The sequence below is a fragment of the Caballeronia glebae genome (genome assembly GCF_001545035.1).
Lineage (GTDB): Bacteria > Pseudomonadota > Gammaproteobacteria > Burkholderiales > Burkholderiaceae > Caballeronia > Caballeronia glebae.
Genome location: NZ_FCOJ02000026.1, coordinates 19,358 through 36,168, shown reverse-complemented (window position 1 = coordinate 36,168; position 16,811 = coordinate 19,358). Strand labels below are relative to the sequence as shown.

At 64.2% G+C, this 16,811-nt stretch carries 18 protein-coding genes; 13 read left to right on the top strand and 5 right to left on the bottom strand.

Annotated features, from left to right (window positions below):
- Positions 1 to 5: 5 nt before the first annotated feature.
- The 10 genes from AWB82_RS18800 (at position 6) to ureG (ending at position 7,201) form a co-directional block, all read left to right on the top strand.
- Positions 6 to 794 carry a transporter substrate-binding domain-containing protein gene (locus AWB82_RS18800; protein ID WP_086969920.1) on the top strand — a complete coding sequence of 263 codons (789 nt, stop codon included), beginning with the start codon at positions 6 to 8 and terminating at the stop codon, positions 792 to 794.
- A gap of 18 nt (positions 795 to 812) precedes the next feature.
- Positions 813 to 1,490 (top strand): amino acid ABC transporter permease, encoded by a 678-nt coding sequence (locus AWB82_RS18795; protein WP_086969829.1) that lies wholly within the window; start codon positions 813 to 815, stop codon positions 1,488 to 1,490.
- A complete protein-coding gene (locus tag AWB82_RS18790; RefSeq protein WP_086969827.1) occupies positions 1,487 to 2,137 on the top strand; it encodes an amino acid ABC transporter permease in 651 nt (216 codons plus the stop codon). The genes AWB82_RS18795 and AWB82_RS18790 overlap by 4 nt, the downstream gene beginning before the upstream one ends.
- A complete protein-coding gene (locus tag AWB82_RS18785) occupies positions 2,124 to 2,843 on the top strand; it encodes an amino acid ABC transporter ATP-binding protein (RefSeq protein WP_086969824.1) in 720 nt (239 codons plus the stop codon). Before AWB82_RS18790 ends, AWB82_RS18785 begins: the two co-directional genes overlap by 14 nt.
- An 88-nt stretch (positions 2,844 to 2,931) precedes the next feature.
- Entirely contained in the window at positions 2,932 to 3,234 is a 303-nt protein-coding gene (gene ureA, locus AWB82_RS18780) for an urease subunit gamma (RefSeq protein WP_086969822.1), read from the top strand.
- 4 nt (positions 3,235 to 3,238) lie between these two features.
- Positions 3,239 to 3,544, top strand: coding sequence for an urease subunit beta (locus AWB82_RS18775; RefSeq protein WP_061121130.1), 306 nt, complete (start codon positions 3,239 to 3,241; stop codon positions 3,542 to 3,544).
- Positions 3,545 to 3,559: 15 nt separating this feature from the next.
- Complete coding sequence (gene ureC / locus AWB82_RS18770; RefSeq protein ID WP_086969820.1) at positions 3,560 to 5,278, top strand: urease subunit alpha; 1,719 nt, start codon at positions 3,560 to 3,562, stop codon at positions 5,276 to 5,278.
- Between the two features lie 6 nt (positions 5,279 to 5,284).
- Positions 5,285 to 5,872 carry an urease accessory protein UreE gene (gene ureE / locus AWB82_RS18765; protein WP_086969818.1) on the top strand — a complete coding sequence of 196 codons (588 nt, stop codon included), beginning with the start codon at positions 5,285 to 5,287 and terminating at the stop codon, positions 5,870 to 5,872.
- Positions 5,859 to 6,539, top strand: a complete 681-nt coding sequence (locus AWB82_RS18760; protein ID WP_086969815.1) for an urease accessory protein UreF — start codon at positions 5,859 to 5,861, stop codon at positions 6,537 to 6,539. The genes ureE and AWB82_RS18760 overlap by 14 nt, the downstream gene beginning before the upstream one ends.
- An 11-nt stretch (positions 6,540 to 6,550) precedes the next feature.
- Positions 6,551 to 7,201, top strand: a complete 651-nt coding sequence (gene ureG, locus AWB82_RS18755; RefSeq protein ID WP_086969813.1) for an urease accessory protein UreG — start codon at positions 6,551 to 6,553, stop codon at positions 7,199 to 7,201.
- A gap of 18 nt (positions 7,202 to 7,219) precedes the next feature.
- Here the strand turns inward: ureG and AWB82_RS18750 are convergent, their stop codons facing one another.
- The 5 genes from AWB82_RS18750 to AWB82_RS18730 form a co-directional block, all read right to left on the bottom strand.
- Complete coding sequence (locus AWB82_RS18750) at positions 7,220 to 8,026, bottom strand: FkbM family methyltransferase (protein WP_086969918.1); 807 nt, start codon at positions 8,024 to 8,026, stop codon at positions 7,220 to 7,222.
- A 188-nt stretch (positions 8,027 to 8,214) separates the two neighbouring features.
- Entirely contained in the window at positions 8,215 to 9,537 is a 1,323-nt protein-coding gene (gene waaA, locus AWB82_RS18745; RefSeq protein ID WP_086969917.1) for a lipid IV(A) 3-deoxy-D-manno-octulosonic acid transferase, read from the bottom strand.
- Positions 9,538 to 9,569: 32 nt separating this feature from the next.
- Positions 9,570 to 10,454: a Kdo hydroxylase family protein gene (locus tag AWB82_RS18740; protein ID WP_086969811.1), complete on the bottom strand. Its 885-nt coding sequence runs from the start codon at positions 10,452 to 10,454 to the stop codon at positions 9,570 to 9,572.
- A 51-nt stretch (positions 10,455 to 10,505) separates the two neighbouring features.
- Positions 10,506 to 11,501: a lipopolysaccharide heptosyltransferase I gene (gene waaC, locus AWB82_RS18735; RefSeq protein WP_086969809.1), complete on the bottom strand. Its 996-nt coding sequence runs from the start codon at positions 11,499 to 11,501 to the stop codon at positions 10,506 to 10,508.
- 159 nt (positions 11,502 to 11,660) lie between these two features.
- Entirely contained in the window at positions 11,661 to 13,061 is a 1,401-nt protein-coding gene (locus AWB82_RS18730; RefSeq protein ID WP_086969807.1) for a phosphomannomutase/phosphoglucomutase, read from the bottom strand.
- 454 nt (positions 13,062 to 13,515) lie between these two features.
- On the opposite strand from AWB82_RS18730, the gene AWB82_RS18725 reads away from it, so the two are divergent.
- From AWB82_RS18725 to AWB82_RS18715, 3 genes are all read left to right on the top strand, one after another.
- Positions 13,516 to 14,778: an oligosaccharide flippase family protein gene (locus tag AWB82_RS18725; RefSeq protein WP_086969805.1), complete on the top strand. Its 1,263-nt coding sequence runs from the start codon at positions 13,516 to 13,518 to the stop codon at positions 14,776 to 14,778.
- Positions 14,775 to 15,581 carry a glycosyltransferase gene (locus AWB82_RS18720; RefSeq protein WP_086969804.1) on the top strand — a complete coding sequence of 269 codons (807 nt, stop codon included), beginning with the start codon at positions 14,775 to 14,777 and terminating at the stop codon, positions 15,579 to 15,581. The genes AWB82_RS18725 and AWB82_RS18720 overlap by 4 nt, the downstream gene beginning before the upstream one ends.
- An 82-nt stretch (positions 15,582 to 15,663) precedes the next feature.
- Entirely contained in the window at positions 15,664 to 16,803 is a 1,140-nt protein-coding gene (locus AWB82_RS18715; protein ID WP_086969802.1) for a glycosyltransferase family 4 protein, read from the top strand.
- The last annotated feature ends 8 nt before the right edge of the window (positions 16,804 to 16,811 follow it).

Below are 16,811 nucleotides of genomic sequence, written 5' to 3'. Positions count from 1 at the left end.
CATCGATGCTCACCACGTTCTCCCGCACGCGACGCACCGCGCTCGTCGCGCTGCTGCTTTCTCTCACGCCTTTCGCCGCGCACGCCGACGCGCTCGATACCATCGCGAAGAACGGCACGTTGCGCGTGGCCGTGCCCGAAGACTATCCGCCCTTCGGCTCGGTCGGCGCCGACATGAAGCCGCAAGGCTATGACGTCGACATGGCCGCGCTGCTCGCCAAATCGATGAACGTGAAGCTGGAACTCGTGCCCGTCAACAGCGCGAACCGCATTCCGTATCTGACGACCAACAAGGTCGATCTCGTGATCTCGTCGCTCGGCAAGACGCCGGAGCGCGAAAAGGTGCTCGACTTCTCCACCGCTTATGCGCCGTACTTCCAGGGCGTGTTCGGTCCCGCCGACATCAAGGTGAGCGGCCCTGCCGATCTCACCGGCAAGACCGTCGGCGCGACGCGTGGCGCGCTCGAAGAGATCGCGTTGTCGCAGATGGCGCCGAACGCGACCATCAAGCGCTTCGAGGACAACAACGCGACCATCTCCGCGTTTCTCTCGGGACAGGTGCAACTGATCGCGGCGGGCAATATCGTCGCGGCGGCGATCCTCGCGAAGAATCCGCCGCGCCGCCCCGAGGCGAAGTTCATCATCAAGGATTCGCCCTGCTTCGTCGGCATGAACAAGAACGAGCCGCGCCTGATGACCAAGGTCGACGAGACCATCGCGCAGGCGAAGAAGGACGGCAGGCTCGGCACGATGTCGAAGAAGTGGTTCAATCAGCCGCTGCCCGCGACCCTTTGATCGAGAGCGCGGCATCGTATGGCCTATGAACTTCAATTCGCCGATCTCGCGCAATACGCCGGCATGTTCGCGAGCGGCGCGGCGACGACGCTCGCGCTGACCGCCGTCTCGACGACGCTCGGCGTGTCGGTCGGCGTGCTCGGGGCCGCCGCGCGCGACAGCCGGCATGCGTGGCTCACGGCGATTGTCGGCGGCTATGTCGAGGCGGTCCGCAACACGCCGTTCATCGTGCAACTGTTCTTCGTGTTCTTCGGCCTGCCCGCGCTCGGCATCCATCTGAGCGAATACGTGGCGGCCATTCTCGCGATGACGCTCAATCTCGGCGCGTACTCGATCGAGATCATCCGCGCGGGCATCGCTGCCGTGCCGAAGGGTCATCTCGAAGCAGCGTCATCGCTTGCAATGTCGCGCGGCGAAACGTTTCGTCATGTCGTGTTGCCGCAGGCGCTCGCGAAAGTGTTCCCCGCATTGACGAGCCAGATCGTCATCACCATGCTCGGCTCGGCGGTCGTATCGCAGATCTCGGTGCCCGACCTGACCTACGCCGCGAGCTATATCCAGTCGCGCAACTTCCGCGCGTTCGAGACGTGCTTTCTCATCACGGCCGCGTATCTCGTGATGGCGCTCGTTCTGCGCGCCGCGTTGAACGCAATGGGCAAGCGCCTCCTGATGAACAACCGGAGCACCGCGCGATGATCGAATTCACGCTCGCGCAGATCTTCGAGAATCTGTTGCTCGCGGCGCGCTGGACGGTCGTGCTGTCGATCGTGTCGTTCGTGCTGGGCGGCGTCGTCGGCTTTGCGCTGCTCGTGATGCGCGTGTCGAAATCCCAGGTGCTGCGCATGCTCGTCAAAGGCTATATCCAGGTCTTTCAGGGCACGCCGCTTTTGATGCAACTGTTCCTCGTGTTCTTCGGCCTGCCCTTGCTCGGCATCGACGTGTCGCCGTGGCTCGCGGCGTGTGTCGGCCTCACGCTCTTCACGAGCGCCTATCTCGCGGAAATCTGGCGCGGCGCGGTCGAAGCGGTGTCGAAGGGACAGTGGGAAGCATCGTCGTCGCTCGCGATGAGCTACCTCGAACAGCTTCGTCACGTGATCCTGCCGCAAGCAACGCGCATCGCGGTCGGTCCGACGGTCGGCTTCGCGGTGCAGGCGGTGAAGGACACGGCGCTCGTATCGATCATCGGCTTCACGGAACTCACGAAAGCCGGCACGATGATTTCGAATGCAACTTTCCGGCCGTTCCTCGTGTATGGGCTCGTCGCCTGCATCTACTTCTTGCTTTGCTATCCGCTGACGCGCTATGCGCGCACGCTCGAAAGGAAATGGAATGCCGCTCGTTGAAACCCGCAACCTTCAAAAGCAGTTCGGCGCGAATCAGGTGCTCAAGGGTATCGACTTCGCCGTCGAGCGAGGACAGGTCGTGTCGATCATCGGGCGAAGCGGCTCGGGCAAGAGCACCTTGTTGCGCACGCTCAACGGGCTGGAGAGCATCGACGAAGGTTCGATCGAAATCGACGGCGAGCATATCGATGCGCGTCATGCCGACTTGCGCGCGCTGCGTCTCAAAGTCGGCATGGTGTTCCAGCAATACAACCTTTTCCCGCATCTCACGGCCGGCGAGAACGTGATGCTCGCGCAGACCGTCGTCAAGAAGATCCACAAGGCGAAAGCGCGTGCGAGCGCGCATACGGTGCTCGAACGCGTCGGCCTCGGCGACAAGTTCGATGCCTATCCCGATCAGCTTTCCGGCGGCCAGCAGCAACGCGTGGCGATCGCGCGCGCATTGGCGATGAAGCCGACCGTATTGCTGTGCGACGAAATCACCTCGGCGCTCGATCCGGAACTCGTCGGCGAAGTGCTCGCGGTCGTCGAAGATCTCGCGCGCGACGGCATGACGCTCATCATGGTCACGCACGAAATGCGCTTTGCACGCAAGGTGAGCGACAAGGTCGTGTTCATGCATCAGGGGCGCGTGTGGGAATCGGGCGTGCCGGAAGCCATCTTCGAGCGGCCCTCGACCGTGGAGTTGCAGCGCTTCATCCAGTGAACCGCAAGCCTTCCGAAAGCCCTCGAATCAAGGCGTTCCAGTGCTAGCATTGCGAAGCCCGAAACACTTTTCTCCATAAAAGAAGCCCATGAAACTCACGCCCAGAGAAAAGGACAAGCTGCTTGTCTTCACCGCAGCCTTGCTCGCCGAGCGCCGCCGCGCGCGCGGGCTGAAGCTCAACTATCCGGAAGCGGTCGCGTTCATATCGGCTGCATTGATGGAAGCGGCGCGCGACGGCAAGACCGTCGCCGAAGTGATGCACTACGGCACCACGCTTCTCACGCGCGACGACGTGATGGAAGGCGTGCCCGAGATGATCCCCGACATCCAGATCGAAGCGACCTTCCCCGACGGCACGAAGCTCGTCACCGTTCATCATCCGATCCCCTGAAATCATGATCCCCGGCGAATATTTCATCGACGATGGCGAGCACGAACTCAACGCGGGCCGCGAGACGGTTACGGTCGTGGTCGCGAATCATGGCGACCGTCCCGTGCAGGTCGGCTCGCACTTCCACTTCTACGAAGTCAACGCGGCGCTCAAGTTCGAGCGCGAAAAGGCGCGCGGCTTTCGGCTGAACATCGCGGCGGGCACCGCCGTGCGCTTCGAGCCGGGACAGGAACGCACGGTCGAGCTCGTCGCGCTCGCGGGCGACCGGCACGTCTACGGCTTCAATGGCCTCGTGATGGGCCCACTCTGAACAGGACATAACAACATGACGTTACGCATCGGCCGCCGCGCTTATGCCGAAATGTTCGGCCCGACCACCGGCGACCGCGTGCGCCTCGCCGACACCGATCTCATCATCGAAGTCGAGCGCGACTTCACCACCTACGGCGAAGAAGTGAAATTCGGCGGCGGCAAGGTGATCCGCGACGGCATGGGCCAGTCGCAACGCTCTTCCGCCGACGTGGTCGACACGGTCGTGACCAATGCGCTGATCCTCGATCACTGGGGCATCGTGAAGGCGGATATCGGCATGAAGGGCGGACGCATCTTCGCCATCGGCAAGGCGGGCAATCCGGATATCCAGCCGAACGTGAACATCGCGATCGGCGCGGCGACGGAAGTGATCGCGGGCGAAGGCATGATCGTGACGGCGGGCGGCGTGGATACGCACATCCACTTCATCAGCCCGCAGCAGATCGACGAAGCGCTCGCGAGCGGCGTCACGACGATGCTCGGCGGCGGCACCGGCCCCGCCACCGGCACCAACGCGACGACCTGCACGCCCGGCCCGTGGCACATGGAGCGCATGCTGCAGGCCGCCGATGGCTGGCCGGTCAATCTCGGCTTTCTCGGCAAGGGCAACGCGAGCTTGCCCGAGCCGCTGATCGAGCAAGTAAAAGCAGGCGCGATCGGTCTGAAGCTGCACGAGGACTGGGGCACGACGCCCGCCGCAATCGACAACTGCCTCTCGGTCGCCGACGACACCGACACGCAGGTCGCCATCCACACGGACACACTGAACGAAGCGGGCTTCGTGGAGACGACCATCGCCGCGTTCAAGGGCCGCACGATCCACACGTATCACACGGAAGGCGCGGGCGGCGGCCATGCGCCCGACATCATCAAGGTGGCGGGCGAATCGAACGTGCTGCCCTCTTCCACCAACCCGACGCGCCCCTACACCGTCAACACGCTCGACGAACATCTCGACATGCTGATGGTGTGCCATCACCTCGATCCGTCGATTGCGGAAGATATCGCGTTCGCGGAATCGCGGATTCGTCGCGAGACCATCGCGGCCGAAGACATCCTTCACGATCTCGGCGCATTGTCGATGCTGTCGTCCGATTCGCAGGCGATGGGCCGCGTCGGCGAAGTCATCATCCGCACGTGGCAGACGGCGCACAAGATGAAAGTGCAGCGCGGCGCATTGCCGGAAGACAAAAAGGCGGACAACGCGCGCAACGACAACTTCCGCGCGAAACGCTACGTCGCGAAGTACACGATCAATCCGGCGATCACGCACGGTATCGCGCATGAAGTCGGGTCCATCGAGCCGGGCAAGTGGGCCGATCTCGTGTTCTGGGAACCCGCGTTCTTCGGCGTGAAGCCCGCGATGATCGTCAAGGGCGGCATGATCGCGGTCGCGCAGATGGGCGACCCGAACGCATCGATTCCGACACCGCAGCCGGTGCACTATCGCGAGATGTTCGCGACGCGCGGCGGCGCGCTCGGCAAGACATCGCTGACATTCGTATCGCAAATGGCGATGGAAGCGCGCATCGCCGATCGTTACGGCCTGCAGAAGCAGATCGTAGCGGTGAAGAACTGCCGAAATGTGACGAAGGCCGACATGATTCACAATGCATGGCAGCCGTCCATCAGCGTCGATCCGCAGACCTATCAGGTGATCGCCGACGGACAATTGCTCACCTGCGACCCCGCCACCGTTCTGCCGATGGCGCAGCGCTATTTCCTCTTCTGAGCCGCCATGCGTACCATCGACAAACGTCTGACCGCCAAGCTCGCGCCCGTGCTCGTCAAGCGCGCGCCCACCCTGACTCTTCCTTTCGATGCGCGCTGCAAGAGCCGGCTCGCCGCGACGCTCGACAATGGCGAGGAAGTCGCCCTCGTGATGCCGCGCGGCACCGTGCTCGCTGACGGCGACATGCTCGTCGCCGATGACGGCGGCTTCGTGCGCGTCGTCGCGGCGGCGGAGGACGTGCTGATCGTGCGCGCGCCGAGCGTGCGCCTGCTCACGCGCGCGGCTTACCATCTCGGCAACCGGCATACGCCTGTCGAAGTCGGCGCGGACTATCTGAAGCTCGAAGCCGATCCCGTGCTCGAAGACATGCTCAAGCGCCTCGCCGTGCTCGTCGCGCGCGAATCGCAGCCGTTCCAGCCCGAAACGGGCGCGTATGGCGGCGGACACAAGCACGGGCACGACGAAACCTTCAGCGAAGACTACGCGCTCGCGCAGAAGGTCTTCGATGAGCATCACGGGCACGATCATTCGCATGACCACGATCACTCGTCGTGCGGGCACGATCATCACCACCACGGCCATGCGCATCGCTGAGCTCACCGCGCTATTGCATCTCGCGTCTCCGGCCTTGCCGATCGGCGCGTTCAGCTATTCGCAAGGACTCGAAGCGGCGATCGAGCACGGCCTGATTCACGACGGCGACAGCGCGCGCGACTGGATCGCGGGCGGCCTCGCCAATGTGCTCGCGCGCGGCGAATTGCCGATGCTCGCGCATCAGATCGAACATTGGCGTTCGCACGATGAATCCGCGTTGAAAGCCGCGAACGATGAATACCTCGCGAGCCGCGAATCGGCGGAACTCCGACGCGAAACGGAACAGATGGGCTGGTCGCTCGCGCAGTTGTGCGCATCGCTCGAATGGGGCGACGAAGCACGCCGCGCGACGCTCGCCGCGATCAAACCCATCGCGCAGACGACCGCCTTCGCCTTCGCCGCGTTCGCGCACGATGCCGCGCCGGATGCTGCGCTCGCGGCCTACGCGTTTAGCTGGGTCGAGAATCAGGCGGCCGCCGCGCTCAAGGCGGTGCCGCTCGGCCAGCTCGCGGGACAGCGCATCATCGTCGCGTTGCGCGAGCCGATCGAGGCCGCCGTGCGCCGCGCGCTCGACACGACGCCTCAACAGATCAACACGTTTGCGCCGCAGCTCGGCGTTTTGTCCGCGCGGCACGAATCGCAATATTCGCGGCTTTTCCGCTCCTGAACCGACATTCCATGAACGCTCCCGCTTACTCTTCCGCCGCTCGCCGAACCAAGAAACTGCCGCCGTTGCGCGTCGGCGTCGGCGGGCCGGTCGGCTCCGGCAAGACCACGCTGCTCGAAATGCTCTGCAAGGCGATGCGCGAGAAATACGATCTCGTCGCCATCACCAACGATATCTACACGAAGGAAGATCAGCGTTTGCTGACCGTCGCGGGCGCGCTGCCGGCCGAGCGCATCATGGGCGTGGAGACGGGCGGCTGCCCGCATACGGCGATTCGCGAGGACGCGTCGATCAATCTCGAAGCCGTCGATCGCATGGTGTCGAAGTTTCCGGATGCCGATATCGTCTTCATCGAATCGGGCGGCGATAACCTCGCGGCGACCTTCAGCCCGGAACTCTCCGATCTGACCATCTATGTGATCGATGTCGCGGGCGGCGAGAAGATTCCGCGCAAGGGCGGGCCGGGCATCACGAAGTCGGATTTGCTCGTCATCAACAAGACCGATCTCGCGCCCTATGTGGGCGCGAATCTCGACATCATGGCGAGCGACGCGAAGAAGATGCGCGGCGAGCGGCCCTTCGTCATGTGCAATCTGAAGGCGCTCGAAGGGCTCGACGAAGTCGTGCGCTTCATCGAGAAGAAGGGGCTGTTGCTCGCCTGAAACGCGAAGAAAGAAACGCTACGTCAGCGCGATCGAATTGGAAATGGAGACCGCGTTCTCGCCCACCTGCACGAAGTCGCGCTTCATCTCGACGTGCCATTGCAGGAAGTTGCGGCTGTTCGATTCGCCGGGAAGCATCCAGTCGTGCAGTTCGATCATGACGACCGGAAACATGTTCAACGCATCGCAATGGCGCGAAAACAGGTCCGACTCCGCGCCTTCGATATCGATCTTGAGGATGAACGGCGTCACGCCCGATGCCGGCATGACGTCTTCGAGCGTTAGGGCTTCGACGGCATAACCCTTCTCCACGGGCTGCTCGGCCGTGCGGAACGCCCACTCGCCTCCGCCCGGATCGTTGAGATACAGCGTGCCGCGCCTGGCCGCGATCGCCGCGTTCAACGGCGTGATCGACGGAAACGCCTGCGCGTTCTTTTTGAGCAGCGCGAAATTCGATATGTCCGGCTCGATGGCCACGATTTTCGCCTTCGGATACGTAAGCGCGTACCACACGGCGGCCGCGCCGATATTCGCGCCCGCATCGACGATCAGCGGATTTTCGCAAGCTTCGTAGAACGACGCGATTTCCCGCGCGCGACGGAGATGATCTGTCGCGTATTCGCGCAGAAAGAAGATTTGCCTGCAGACCGAACGATCCGCCGGGCAAGGCCGGTATTCGAAACGCCGGTTGCCCGGCAGAACGAGACCGTGCGCGCCGTAGCGGACGGTGCCCCATGCGTCGGCCGGTCCCGGTGATGGCCGCAGCAGGCGCAACAGTCCTGGCGGCATCATGTCTTTGACGACGGACTTGATGAGGTCTTGCATGCGCGTCCTCGAAAAGAGAATTGGAAGCACGTTCGCAGGCATCCGGCCACTTCTTGTCCGTTCGAGGGGACCGGCTCGGGGAGTTCAGTATCCTCCGAAGTTTTTTGACGTTCAACCCGAGTTTTGTCGGCGGATTAACTGTTTTTGTCAGATGATTTGCGGTAGAAAGCGGCGAGATAGCGCCGCGCTTACTTCGCCGCGTCGCCTTCCTCTTCGAGCAGCGCGCTCAGCACGCTTACGGTCCGTTCCGTCGCGCCGCGATGCCGCGCCGCGAACGCCGAAGCCGCCGCGCTCATCGCGAGACGCCGCGCCTTGTCGCTGAAAATTTCGCGCAGCCCGCGCGCAAGCTCCTGCGGGTCCTGCACGCGCAACGCAGCGCCCGCCGCGATCGCGTCGTTGGTCGCCTGCGTGAAGTTGAAGGTGTGCGGGCCGATCAGCACCGGCACGCCCGCCGCGCACGCTTCGATCAAATTCTGCCCGCCGAGCGGCAACAGACTTCCGCCGATGAACGCCAGATCCGCCGCCGCGTAATACGCGCCGAGTTCGCCCATCGAGTCGCCGAGCAAGACCTGCACGTTCGCCGGCAACGGCTCCGGCACGTCCGCGCCCGATCCCGCCGCGACGGGCTTCGGCGCCCACACCGAACGGCGCGCGCTGGTGAGCCCAAGACTCGCGATCAGCGCCGACACTTCGTCGAAACGCTGCGGATGACGCGGCACCAGAATCAGCAACGCGTCGGGCACATTGAGCGCGGCGAACGCGCGCAGCACCAGCGTCTCCTCGCCCTCGCGCGTGCTCGCCGCGACCCAAACGGGCCGCTCGCCGATCGCCGCGCGCCACGCCTGACCGCGCGCGACCAGTTCGGGCGGCGCGGTCATGTCGAACTTCAGATTGCCCAGCACGGCGACATTGCGCGCGCCGAGCGCGGTGAGCCGCTCCGCATCGGACGGCGTCTGCGCGAGCACGCGCGAAAAACCGCCGAACACTTCGCGCGCCGCGCGCCCGAACTTCGTCGCGCGCCGGTACGAACGCTCCGACATGCGCGCGTTCGTCAGCACGAGCGGCACGTCGGCGCGCCGGCATTCGTCGATGAGCGTCGGCCAGACTTCGGTCTCCATCACGATGCCGAGCGACGGCCGCCACGCGCGCAGAAAGCGTCGCACGAGCACCGGCAGATCGTAGGGAAGATAGCCGCGTAGCACGCGATCGCCGAACAGCTCGACGCCGGTCGCGCGGCCGCTCGGCGTCATGTGCGTGAGCAGCACGCGCGCTTCGGGATGCGCCTTCATCAGCGCGTCGATGAGCGGTTGCGCCGCGCGCGTTTCACCGACGGACACCGCATGCACCCAGATGAGCGGCGCGAGATCGTCGGCGCGGCGCGGCGCGATGCGCCCGAATCGTTCGCCGATATGCTCGCGATAACCGCGCTCCTTGCGCGAACGGACATAGAGCCGCAGCACCGCGAGCGGCGCGACGATCCACCAGAGCGCGCGGTAGACGAGCCTCAGCACGGAAGCCGATGCGCCAGGAGACGCGGCGGCGCTCAAACGAGCGCCTTACCCTTCAGGCGCTCAAGAATGCCGAGCGGCGCGCAATCGGGGCGCGCCATCGCCTTGACGGGTAAAAAGAAGGTCTGTTCCATCATGAACTGACCGGACATCACCGCATGCGAGGCGTGATCGGAGTAGCAGACCCACACCGAGCCGGGCGGAAACGGCATGGTCTCCTGCGGCGAATTCTTCTGATAGTCGAGATCGGCTTTCATCGCGTCATGCAGATGCAGCATCAGATGGTCGTACTCGGAGCGCGGCGACTTCGTGATGTGCAGCAGATTCATGAGCCACGCGGAACCGGGCGCCTGCGTCTTGATGCCGGGCAAGAAACGCTTCGCCATGTCCTCGAACGGCTCGCCGACACGCCAGACGCGCGGCGCGCCTTGCGGGTTGATGTTCGTGAACACGCGCAGGATGCGCTCGCCGTGAGTCGGCCGCGAAGGAAAGGCGTCGACGTGAAGACGCGCGTCGTCCTTGCGCCAGGAGGTTTCGCGCGTTTCGACCTGACGCAGGCGCAGACTCGTGGGCGCGACGCGCAGCTTGCCGTCGTATTCGGGAAAGAGTCCGTCGACGAGCGAGCGCGCGTGATCCTGATAACGCTTGATGAGCGAGCGCACCGCCGACTGCATCACGTCGTCGCCGAGCACGCCGTTCAACGTGCCGCCGTTGGGCGCGAGGCTGATGTTCTTGCGCTTCGGGTCTGCGATTTTCGGATCGAGCAGCGAGCGTTCGCCGCCTTCGATCGGAAAATGCAGATTGGGGAAATACAGCACCTTGCCGTTTTCGACGCCGGCGAGCAGCGTCTCGCGCGGCACGGACAAATTCCTGCCTTGCCAATCGCCCGAGGCGACTTCGATGATTTGAGATTCCGTCATGTGTCTACGACCTTGAGTTGCACGCGCACGGTGGCGCGCGCGATGAAACCGCTACAGCAGGCCGAAGCCCGCGAGCGCGGACTTGACTTCGGAAAGCGTCGGATGCCGGCTTGCGTCGCCGAGATTGACGACGTTCGGCGACCAGTAGCCGCCAGTGCGCCATGAGGTCGAGAAATTGTACAACTCGACGGTCGGACGCTTCAGCGCCGCGGCAATATGCACCAGACCGGTATCGACGCCGACGGTCGCAGCGGCCCCGTCGATCAGGCCGACCACCGCCGGCAGCGAGAGCTTCGGCGGCACAATCGCGGCCGCGCCGAATTCCTTCGCGAGCTTTTCGCTCGTCGCGCGTTCGGCGTCGCTGCCCCACGGCAGCACGATCGACGCGCCGCGCGTGACGAGCGCCTGGCCCAGTTCGATCCACGCGGCTTCGGGCCATTGCTTGTCGGCGCGCGAGGTGGCGTGCGCGAACACGACGTAAGGCACCGGCAGATTCAGCCCGAGCGCGGAGACGGCGAGCGTCGCGCGGCGCGTGTCGAGGCCGAAGTCGATGTCGTCGCTCGTTTGCGGCCTGGGCAGATCGAGCGCCGCCGCCACGAGCTGCCGCGTGCGCTCGACCACGTGCGTGCGCGGCTCGATCGGCACGCGCCGGTCGTAGAAGAAGCGCACCGGCCATTCGTAGCCCGCGCCCTCCGTGCGGTTGCCGAGGCCGACCAGCGGCCCGCGCGCCCAACGCGCGACCCAGGCGGTCTTGATGAGCCCCTGACAGTCGATCACGAGATCGTATTTTTCGGCGGCGAGCGCGCGCTTGAACTTGCCGATCTCGCGCCAGTTGGCCGGCGATACGAACCCCTTGCGCCAGCGCCTGAGCGAGAACGGAATCGCGCGGCGCACGCCGTGCACCAGTTCGACGAGACTCGCGAAGCTTTCCTCGACGAGCCAGTCGATCTGCGCATCGGGATAGCGGCGGCGGATGTCGGCGATGGCCGGCATGTTGTGAACGACGTCGCCGAGCGACGACACGCGGACGATCAGGATCTTTTGCACGCTGGGAGGGAAAGGCGCGGACGGCGAGGCGCAATGAGCAGGGAAACGGCGATTTTAGCGCGGCGCGCGCGTCGGATAAGCTCGATGAAGCCAAAAAAAACGGCGCGACCGGTTTGAATCGCGCCGCTTTTCATCGGGCATCCGCGACGCCCGCGAGACTCAGAACGGCAACTTCGCGTCCGGTTTCTCCGCCAGAATCACCCGGCGAAAATCCTCCTGAATGCGCTTCAACGCCGCGTCGTTGTCCGCCTCGAAACGCATCACGACGACCGGCGTCGTGTTCGACGAGCGCGCAAGCCCGAATCCATCGGGATATTCCACGCGCAAACCGTCGATGGTCAGCACGTCGTCCGCGCCGGTGAACTTCGCCGATTTCTGCAGACGCGCGATGAGTTCGAAGTTCTCGCCTTCCTCCAGCTTCAGTTGCAGCTCGGGCGTGGAAAGCGAATTCGGCAGATCGTTGAGCAGCTTGCTCGGGTCCGCCACGCGCGAGAGGATTTCGAGCATGCGCGCGCCCGTGTACAGGCCGTCGTCGAAGCCGTACCAGCGATCCTTGAAGAACACGTGGCCGCTCATTTCGCCCGCGAGCGGCGCGCCGGTTTCGCGCAGCTTCGCCTTCACGAGCGAGTGGCCCGTCTTCCACATGACCGGCTCGCCGCCCTGCTCGCGCACCCATTTCGCGAGATTGCGCGTGCACTTCACGTCATAAATGATCTGGCCGCCCTTGTTGCGCGACAGGACTTCTTGCGCGAACAGCATCAACTGGCGATCCGGATAGATGACCTGCCCGTCTTTCGTGACGACGCCGAGACGGTCGCCGTCGCCGTCGAACGCGAAGCCAATTTCCGCGTCGGTTTCCTTGAGCGCCTTGATGACGTCCTGCAGATTTTCCGGATGCGCCGGGTCCGGATGATGGTTCGGGAAGTTGCCGTCGATGTCCGTGAAGAGCTCGACTAGTTCGCAGCCGAGCATCTTGAATAGACGCGGCGCGAGATCGCCCGCGACGCCGTTGCCCGTATCGACGACGATCTTCAGCGGGCGCACCGGCTTCACGTCCGACACAATGCGGTCGAGATACATCTGCGACACGTCGAATTCGGTGTACGTGCCTTCGCCCGTCGTGAAGTCGCTATCGACGATGCGCTTGTACAAGCCCTGAATCTGCTCGCCGTAGATCGCCGCGCCGCGCAGCACCATTTTGAAGCCGTTGTAGTCGGGCGGATTGTGGCTGCCCGTCACGACGATGCACGAATCCACGCGCCGCTCGCCCGAAGGCAACGGCAGCGGCACGCTCGCCGCGAAGTAGCCGACCGGCGTCGGCACCATGCCGATATCGACGACATCGACGCCCGCCGCGCGCAGGCCATCCGAGAGCGCGCCGACGAGTTCGGGACCGGAGAGCCGGCCGTCGCGCGCGACCACGACCGAGTCGCCGCCCTGCTTTTTGATCTCGCTGCCGAATGACTGGCCGATGCTCTTCGCGACGTCCGTGTCGACCGTCTTGCCCACGATGCCGCGAATGTCGTAGGCCTTGAAGATGGATTGGGAAATTTGGCTCATGAGATGGCTACCTCTTGTCTATTAATTGATGGTTTCTCGGCGATGCAGCCATGAGGGCATGCAGGTCGTGACGATTGGCGCGCCTGTGCAACGTGCCGAGCGCGCGAACGACTGCCAGATGACGTTTCGAATTCTGCCTATGCGTCTGTCAAATCGGTGCGAAAGAAACAATTGGAAGCAAATGGATGCAAAACCGGAGCAGCGGGCGGGCCGCGGATCGCACTTATAATCGCTGTCTTTCGGCGCTCTCGCGGTTGCGCGCGTGCTGGGACAAACCCAGTTCAAGCCTGCGCGTTCATTCTAATCCAATGCTCAAACGCTCTTTAGCCTCGATGCCTTCGAATGAGGCAAGTCTGCGTGCAAACACACAAATCTCGACGGGTCGCCCGTTTGCACGAGGCGTTCAGGCTCGGGTAGCACGCGTCATGCCCGGCCGCGCGGCGGGATTCGCCGCATGAAGGCGTTGACGCGCTCCGGCAATCCGGACGTCGCCCGCGCGCTCGCCAACATTGTCTGGCTCGGGCTGGAGCGGCTCACGCAGATCGCGGTGGCCATCGTCATTTCGGGTTTGCTCGCGCGCTATCTCGGTCCGGACGACTTCGGCAAATGGCAATACGCGAACACACTGCTGCTCGTGATCGCGCCGATCACCTGGGTCTGCGGCGCGGAAATTCTCGTGCCGACGATCGTCAAACGCGCGGGCGCCGACACCGGCGCGGCGCTCGGCAGCGCGTTCGTGCTGCGCATGGGCGTCTCGATCGTCGCGCTTTGCGTGACGTGGATCTGGATTGCGGCGGGCGGCACCGATCCGATGGTCGGACTGATGCTCGCGGGCTTAGCCGTCACGATGCTCTTTCGCGAGCCGTTCATCGGCGTCGTCAATTCGTGGCTGCAAAGTCTCACCTACAGCAAGCCGCAGCTCATCGCGAGCATGGCGGCGGCCATCGTCAAGGCGGCGCTCGTCTTCGCGCTCGTGCGCGCGGCGGCCGCGCCGTTCGCCTTCGGCTGGCTCTGGGCGCTCGAAGCCGCGGCGATCAGCGTCGCGCTCGTCGTGTACTACATGCGTCGTCACGGCGGCAAGCTGGGCTGGCGCTTCGATCGCGCACTGTTCAGACATTTCGCGAGCGCGGGCACGGTGTTCTGGCTCGGCCTCATCTGCATGTATCTGTTCCTGAAACTCGACCGGCTGATGCTCGCGCATCGCGTGTCGTTCGCGGAACTCGGGCTTTACTCCGCCGCGCTGCAATTGAACGAGAACTGGATCGCGCTCGCGCTGATGCTCTCGCAAACCATCGCGCCGGCGTTCGTTTATCGCGTGCAGGAAACCGCGCGGCTCAGGCGCAATCTCGTTCGTCTTTTCGCGATGACCACCGTGCTGATGATCGCGGGCGCGGCCGTCCTCGATGCGCTCGCGGGCTTCATCATCGCGCGCGTGTTCGGGCCGAACTATGCGGGCGCGGCGGACATTTTTCGCTGGGCCGTGTGGCTTTCGGTGCCGGCGGGCATCGAGGCGATCGGCAATCTCGTCGTGCTGAAATATCAGGCCAAGTACGTGCTGTTGTCGAAATGGCTCTTCGCGCTCGCGGTCGCGTTCGTGGTGAACTGGTTCGCGATCCCGCGCATCGAAGGCTATGGCGCGCTCATCGGGCTCGCGGCGGGTTATGTCGCGGCGGCGTCGGTGAACTTCTACTACATTCGCTTGCGGCTGCGCGCATGAACGAACTCCACGATGTCGCCGTGCTGATGCCCGCGTTCAACGGTCAGGCCGATGTCGAACGCACGCTCGCGTCGTTCCGGGAAACGTCGACGGTGAACGTGCTGATCGTCGACGACGGCAGCGTGCCGCCGATCGTCGCGCCCGCCATCGACGGCATGAAGATCGAGATTCTGCGCATGCCGAAGAACGGCGGCATCGAGCGCGCGCTCGAAGCGGGCATCGCCGCGCTCGACGCGCGCGGCATGCGTTACGCGGCGCGCATCGACGCAGGCGATCTCGCGACGCCCGCGCGGCTCGCGAAGCAGCGCACGTATATGGAGGCGCATCCGCGCGTCGCGGTCGTGGGCATGTGGACGCATGTCGTATCGACCGAAGGCGCGCCGCTCTTCGATCTCACGCCGCCCACCGAGCCCGGCGCGATCCGCCGCACGATGCTCGCGCGCACGTGCTTCACGCATCCGTCGCTGATGCTGCGCATCGATGCCGTGATCGACGCGGGCAACTATCGCGCGCAGTATCGCGCCGCCGAGGATCTCGATCTGATTCTGCGTTTGATGCAGCGGCACGACGGCGCGAACCTGCCCGAGTTCGGTCTCTTCTACGAGCTGAACGAGAGCGGCATCAGCGCGACGAAGCGGCGCACGCAAGTGATCTCGACGCTGCGTCTGCAACTGCGCCATTTGCGCGTGACGAATCCGCTCGACTGGGCGGGCGTGGCGAAGAGCGTCGCGCATCTCGTTTTGCCGTATCGCGCGTTGCGTGGACTGAAGGCGCGCTTGCTGAAGAGCGCATCCTCCGCGTGAAAATATTGCTTGTTCTAGTTGAGCGCACGGCGAATCCGCGCGATGCATGTCGCGATGGACGCCGTCGAACCCTGAATTCCGGATGACGAAAGAAAAGTCGAATCTTCGCATCGCCCTCGTGTGCAACACGGCGTGGGCGATCTACACCTACCGGCAAGGCGTGCTGCGCATGCTGACCGCGCGCGGCGCGCAAGTGACGATCATCGCGCCGCGCGACCGCACCTTCGAGCCGCTCACCGAAATGGGCTGCCGCTGCGTCGAGTTGCCTGTCGCATCGAAGGGCACGGACCCGCGTCAGGATCTGAAGACGCTCGCCGCGCTCTATCGCGAATATCGCGCGACCCGCCCGCATATCGTGTTTCATTACACGATCAAGCCGAACATCTACGGCTCGCTCGCCGCGATGCTCGCGCGCGTGCCGTCCATCGCCGTGACGACCGGTCTCGGCTACGTCTTCATCCAGAAGAGCCGCACGGCGCAGGTCGCGAAGCGGCTGTACCGTTTCGCGTTCCGCTTTCCGCGCGAAGTCTGGTTCCTGAATCGCGACGATCACGAAGCCTTCCTGCACGAAAATCTGCTCGCGCATCCGGATCGCGCGCGGCGTCTGCACGGCGAGGGTGTCGATCTCGACGAATTCGCTTTCGCGCCGCTGCCCGCGCGCGAGGACTTCGTGTTCATCCTGATCGGCCGGCTCTTGTGGGATAAAGGCGTGGCGGAATATGTCGAAGCCGCGCGCAGAATCCGCGCGAAGTTTCCGCACGCGCGTTTCCAGTTGCTCGGGCCGGTCGGCGTCGACAATCCGAGCGCGATCGGCCGCACCGACGTGCAGAAGTGGGAAGCCGAGAATATCGTCGAATATCTCGGCGAAGCGAACGACGTGCGGCCGCTCGTCGCGGCGGCGGATTGCGTCGTGCTGCCGTCGTATCGCGAAGGCGTGCCGCGCACGCTGATGGAAGCCTCGGCGATGGGCCGCCCGATCGTCGCCACCGACGTTCCCGGTTGCCGCGAAGTGGTCGAGGACGGCGTGAACGGCCTGCTCTGCGAGGTGAAGAACGCGGACAGCCTGACCGAAGCGCTCGAACGCATGCTGACGCTCCCCGCCGAAGAGCGCGCGGCGATGGCCCGGCGCGGCCGCGAAAAAGTCGCCAGCGAATTCGACGAAAAGAATGTCGTCGAACGCTACAAAGGCACAATACATGCCATCACCGGCATTTCACTTTGATTTCATGC

Excerpts from the sequence above, each read along its gene's own strand:
- AWB82_RS18800 (WP_086969920.1), top strand. The coding sequence starts at position 6 with ATGCTCACCACGTTCTCCCGCACGCGACGCACCGCGCTCGTCGCGCTG.
- AWB82_RS18795 (WP_086969829.1), top strand. The coding sequence starts at position 813 with ATGGCCTATGAACTTCAATTCGCCGATCTCGCGCAATACGCCGGCATG.
- AWB82_RS18790 (WP_086969827.1), top strand. The coding sequence starts at position 1,487 with ATGATCGAATTCACGCTCGCGCAGATCTTCGAGAATCTGTTGCTCGCG.
- AWB82_RS18785 (WP_086969824.1), top strand. The coding sequence starts at position 2,124 with ATGCCGCTCGTTGAAACCCGCAACCTTCAAAAGCAGTTCGGCGCGAAT.
- ureA (WP_086969822.1), top strand. The coding sequence starts at position 2,932 with ATGAAACTCACGCCCAGAGAAAAGGACAAGCTGCTTGTCTTCACCGCA.
- AWB82_RS18775 (WP_061121130.1), top strand. The coding sequence starts at position 3,239 with ATGATCCCCGGCGAATATTTCATCGACGATGGCGAGCACGAACTCAAC.
- ureC (WP_086969820.1), top strand. The coding sequence starts at position 3,560 with ATGACGTTACGCATCGGCCGCCGCGCTTATGCCGAAATGTTCGGCCCG.
- ureE (WP_086969818.1), top strand. The coding sequence starts at position 5,285 with ATGCGTACCATCGACAAACGTCTGACCGCCAAGCTCGCGCCCGTGCTC.
- AWB82_RS18760 (WP_086969815.1), top strand. The coding sequence starts at position 5,859 with ATGCGCATCGCTGAGCTCACCGCGCTATTGCATCTCGCGTCTCCGGCC.
- ureG (WP_086969813.1), top strand. The coding sequence starts at position 6,551 with ATGAACGCTCCCGCTTACTCTTCCGCCGCTCGCCGAACCAAGAAACTG.
- AWB82_RS18750 (WP_086969918.1), bottom strand. The coding sequence starts at position 8,026 with ATGCAAGACCTCATCAAGTCCGTCGTCAAAGACATGATGCCGCCAGGA.
- AWB82_RS18740 (WP_086969811.1), bottom strand. The coding sequence starts at position 10,454 with ATGACGGAATCTCAAATCATCGAAGTCGCCTCGGGCGATTGGCAAGGC.
- AWB82_RS18730 (WP_086969807.1), bottom strand. The coding sequence starts at position 13,061 with ATGAGCCAAATTTCCCAATCCATCTTCAAGGCCTACGACATTCGCGGC.
- AWB82_RS18725 (WP_086969805.1), top strand. The coding sequence starts at position 13,516 with ATGAAGGCGTTGACGCGCTCCGGCAATCCGGACGTCGCCCGCGCGCTC.
- AWB82_RS18720 (WP_086969804.1), top strand. The coding sequence starts at position 14,775 with ATGAACGAACTCCACGATGTCGCCGTGCTGATGCCCGCGTTCAACGGT.
- AWB82_RS18715 (WP_086969802.1), top strand. The coding sequence starts at position 15,664 with ATGACGAAAGAAAAGTCGAATCTTCGCATCGCCCTCGTGTGCAACACG.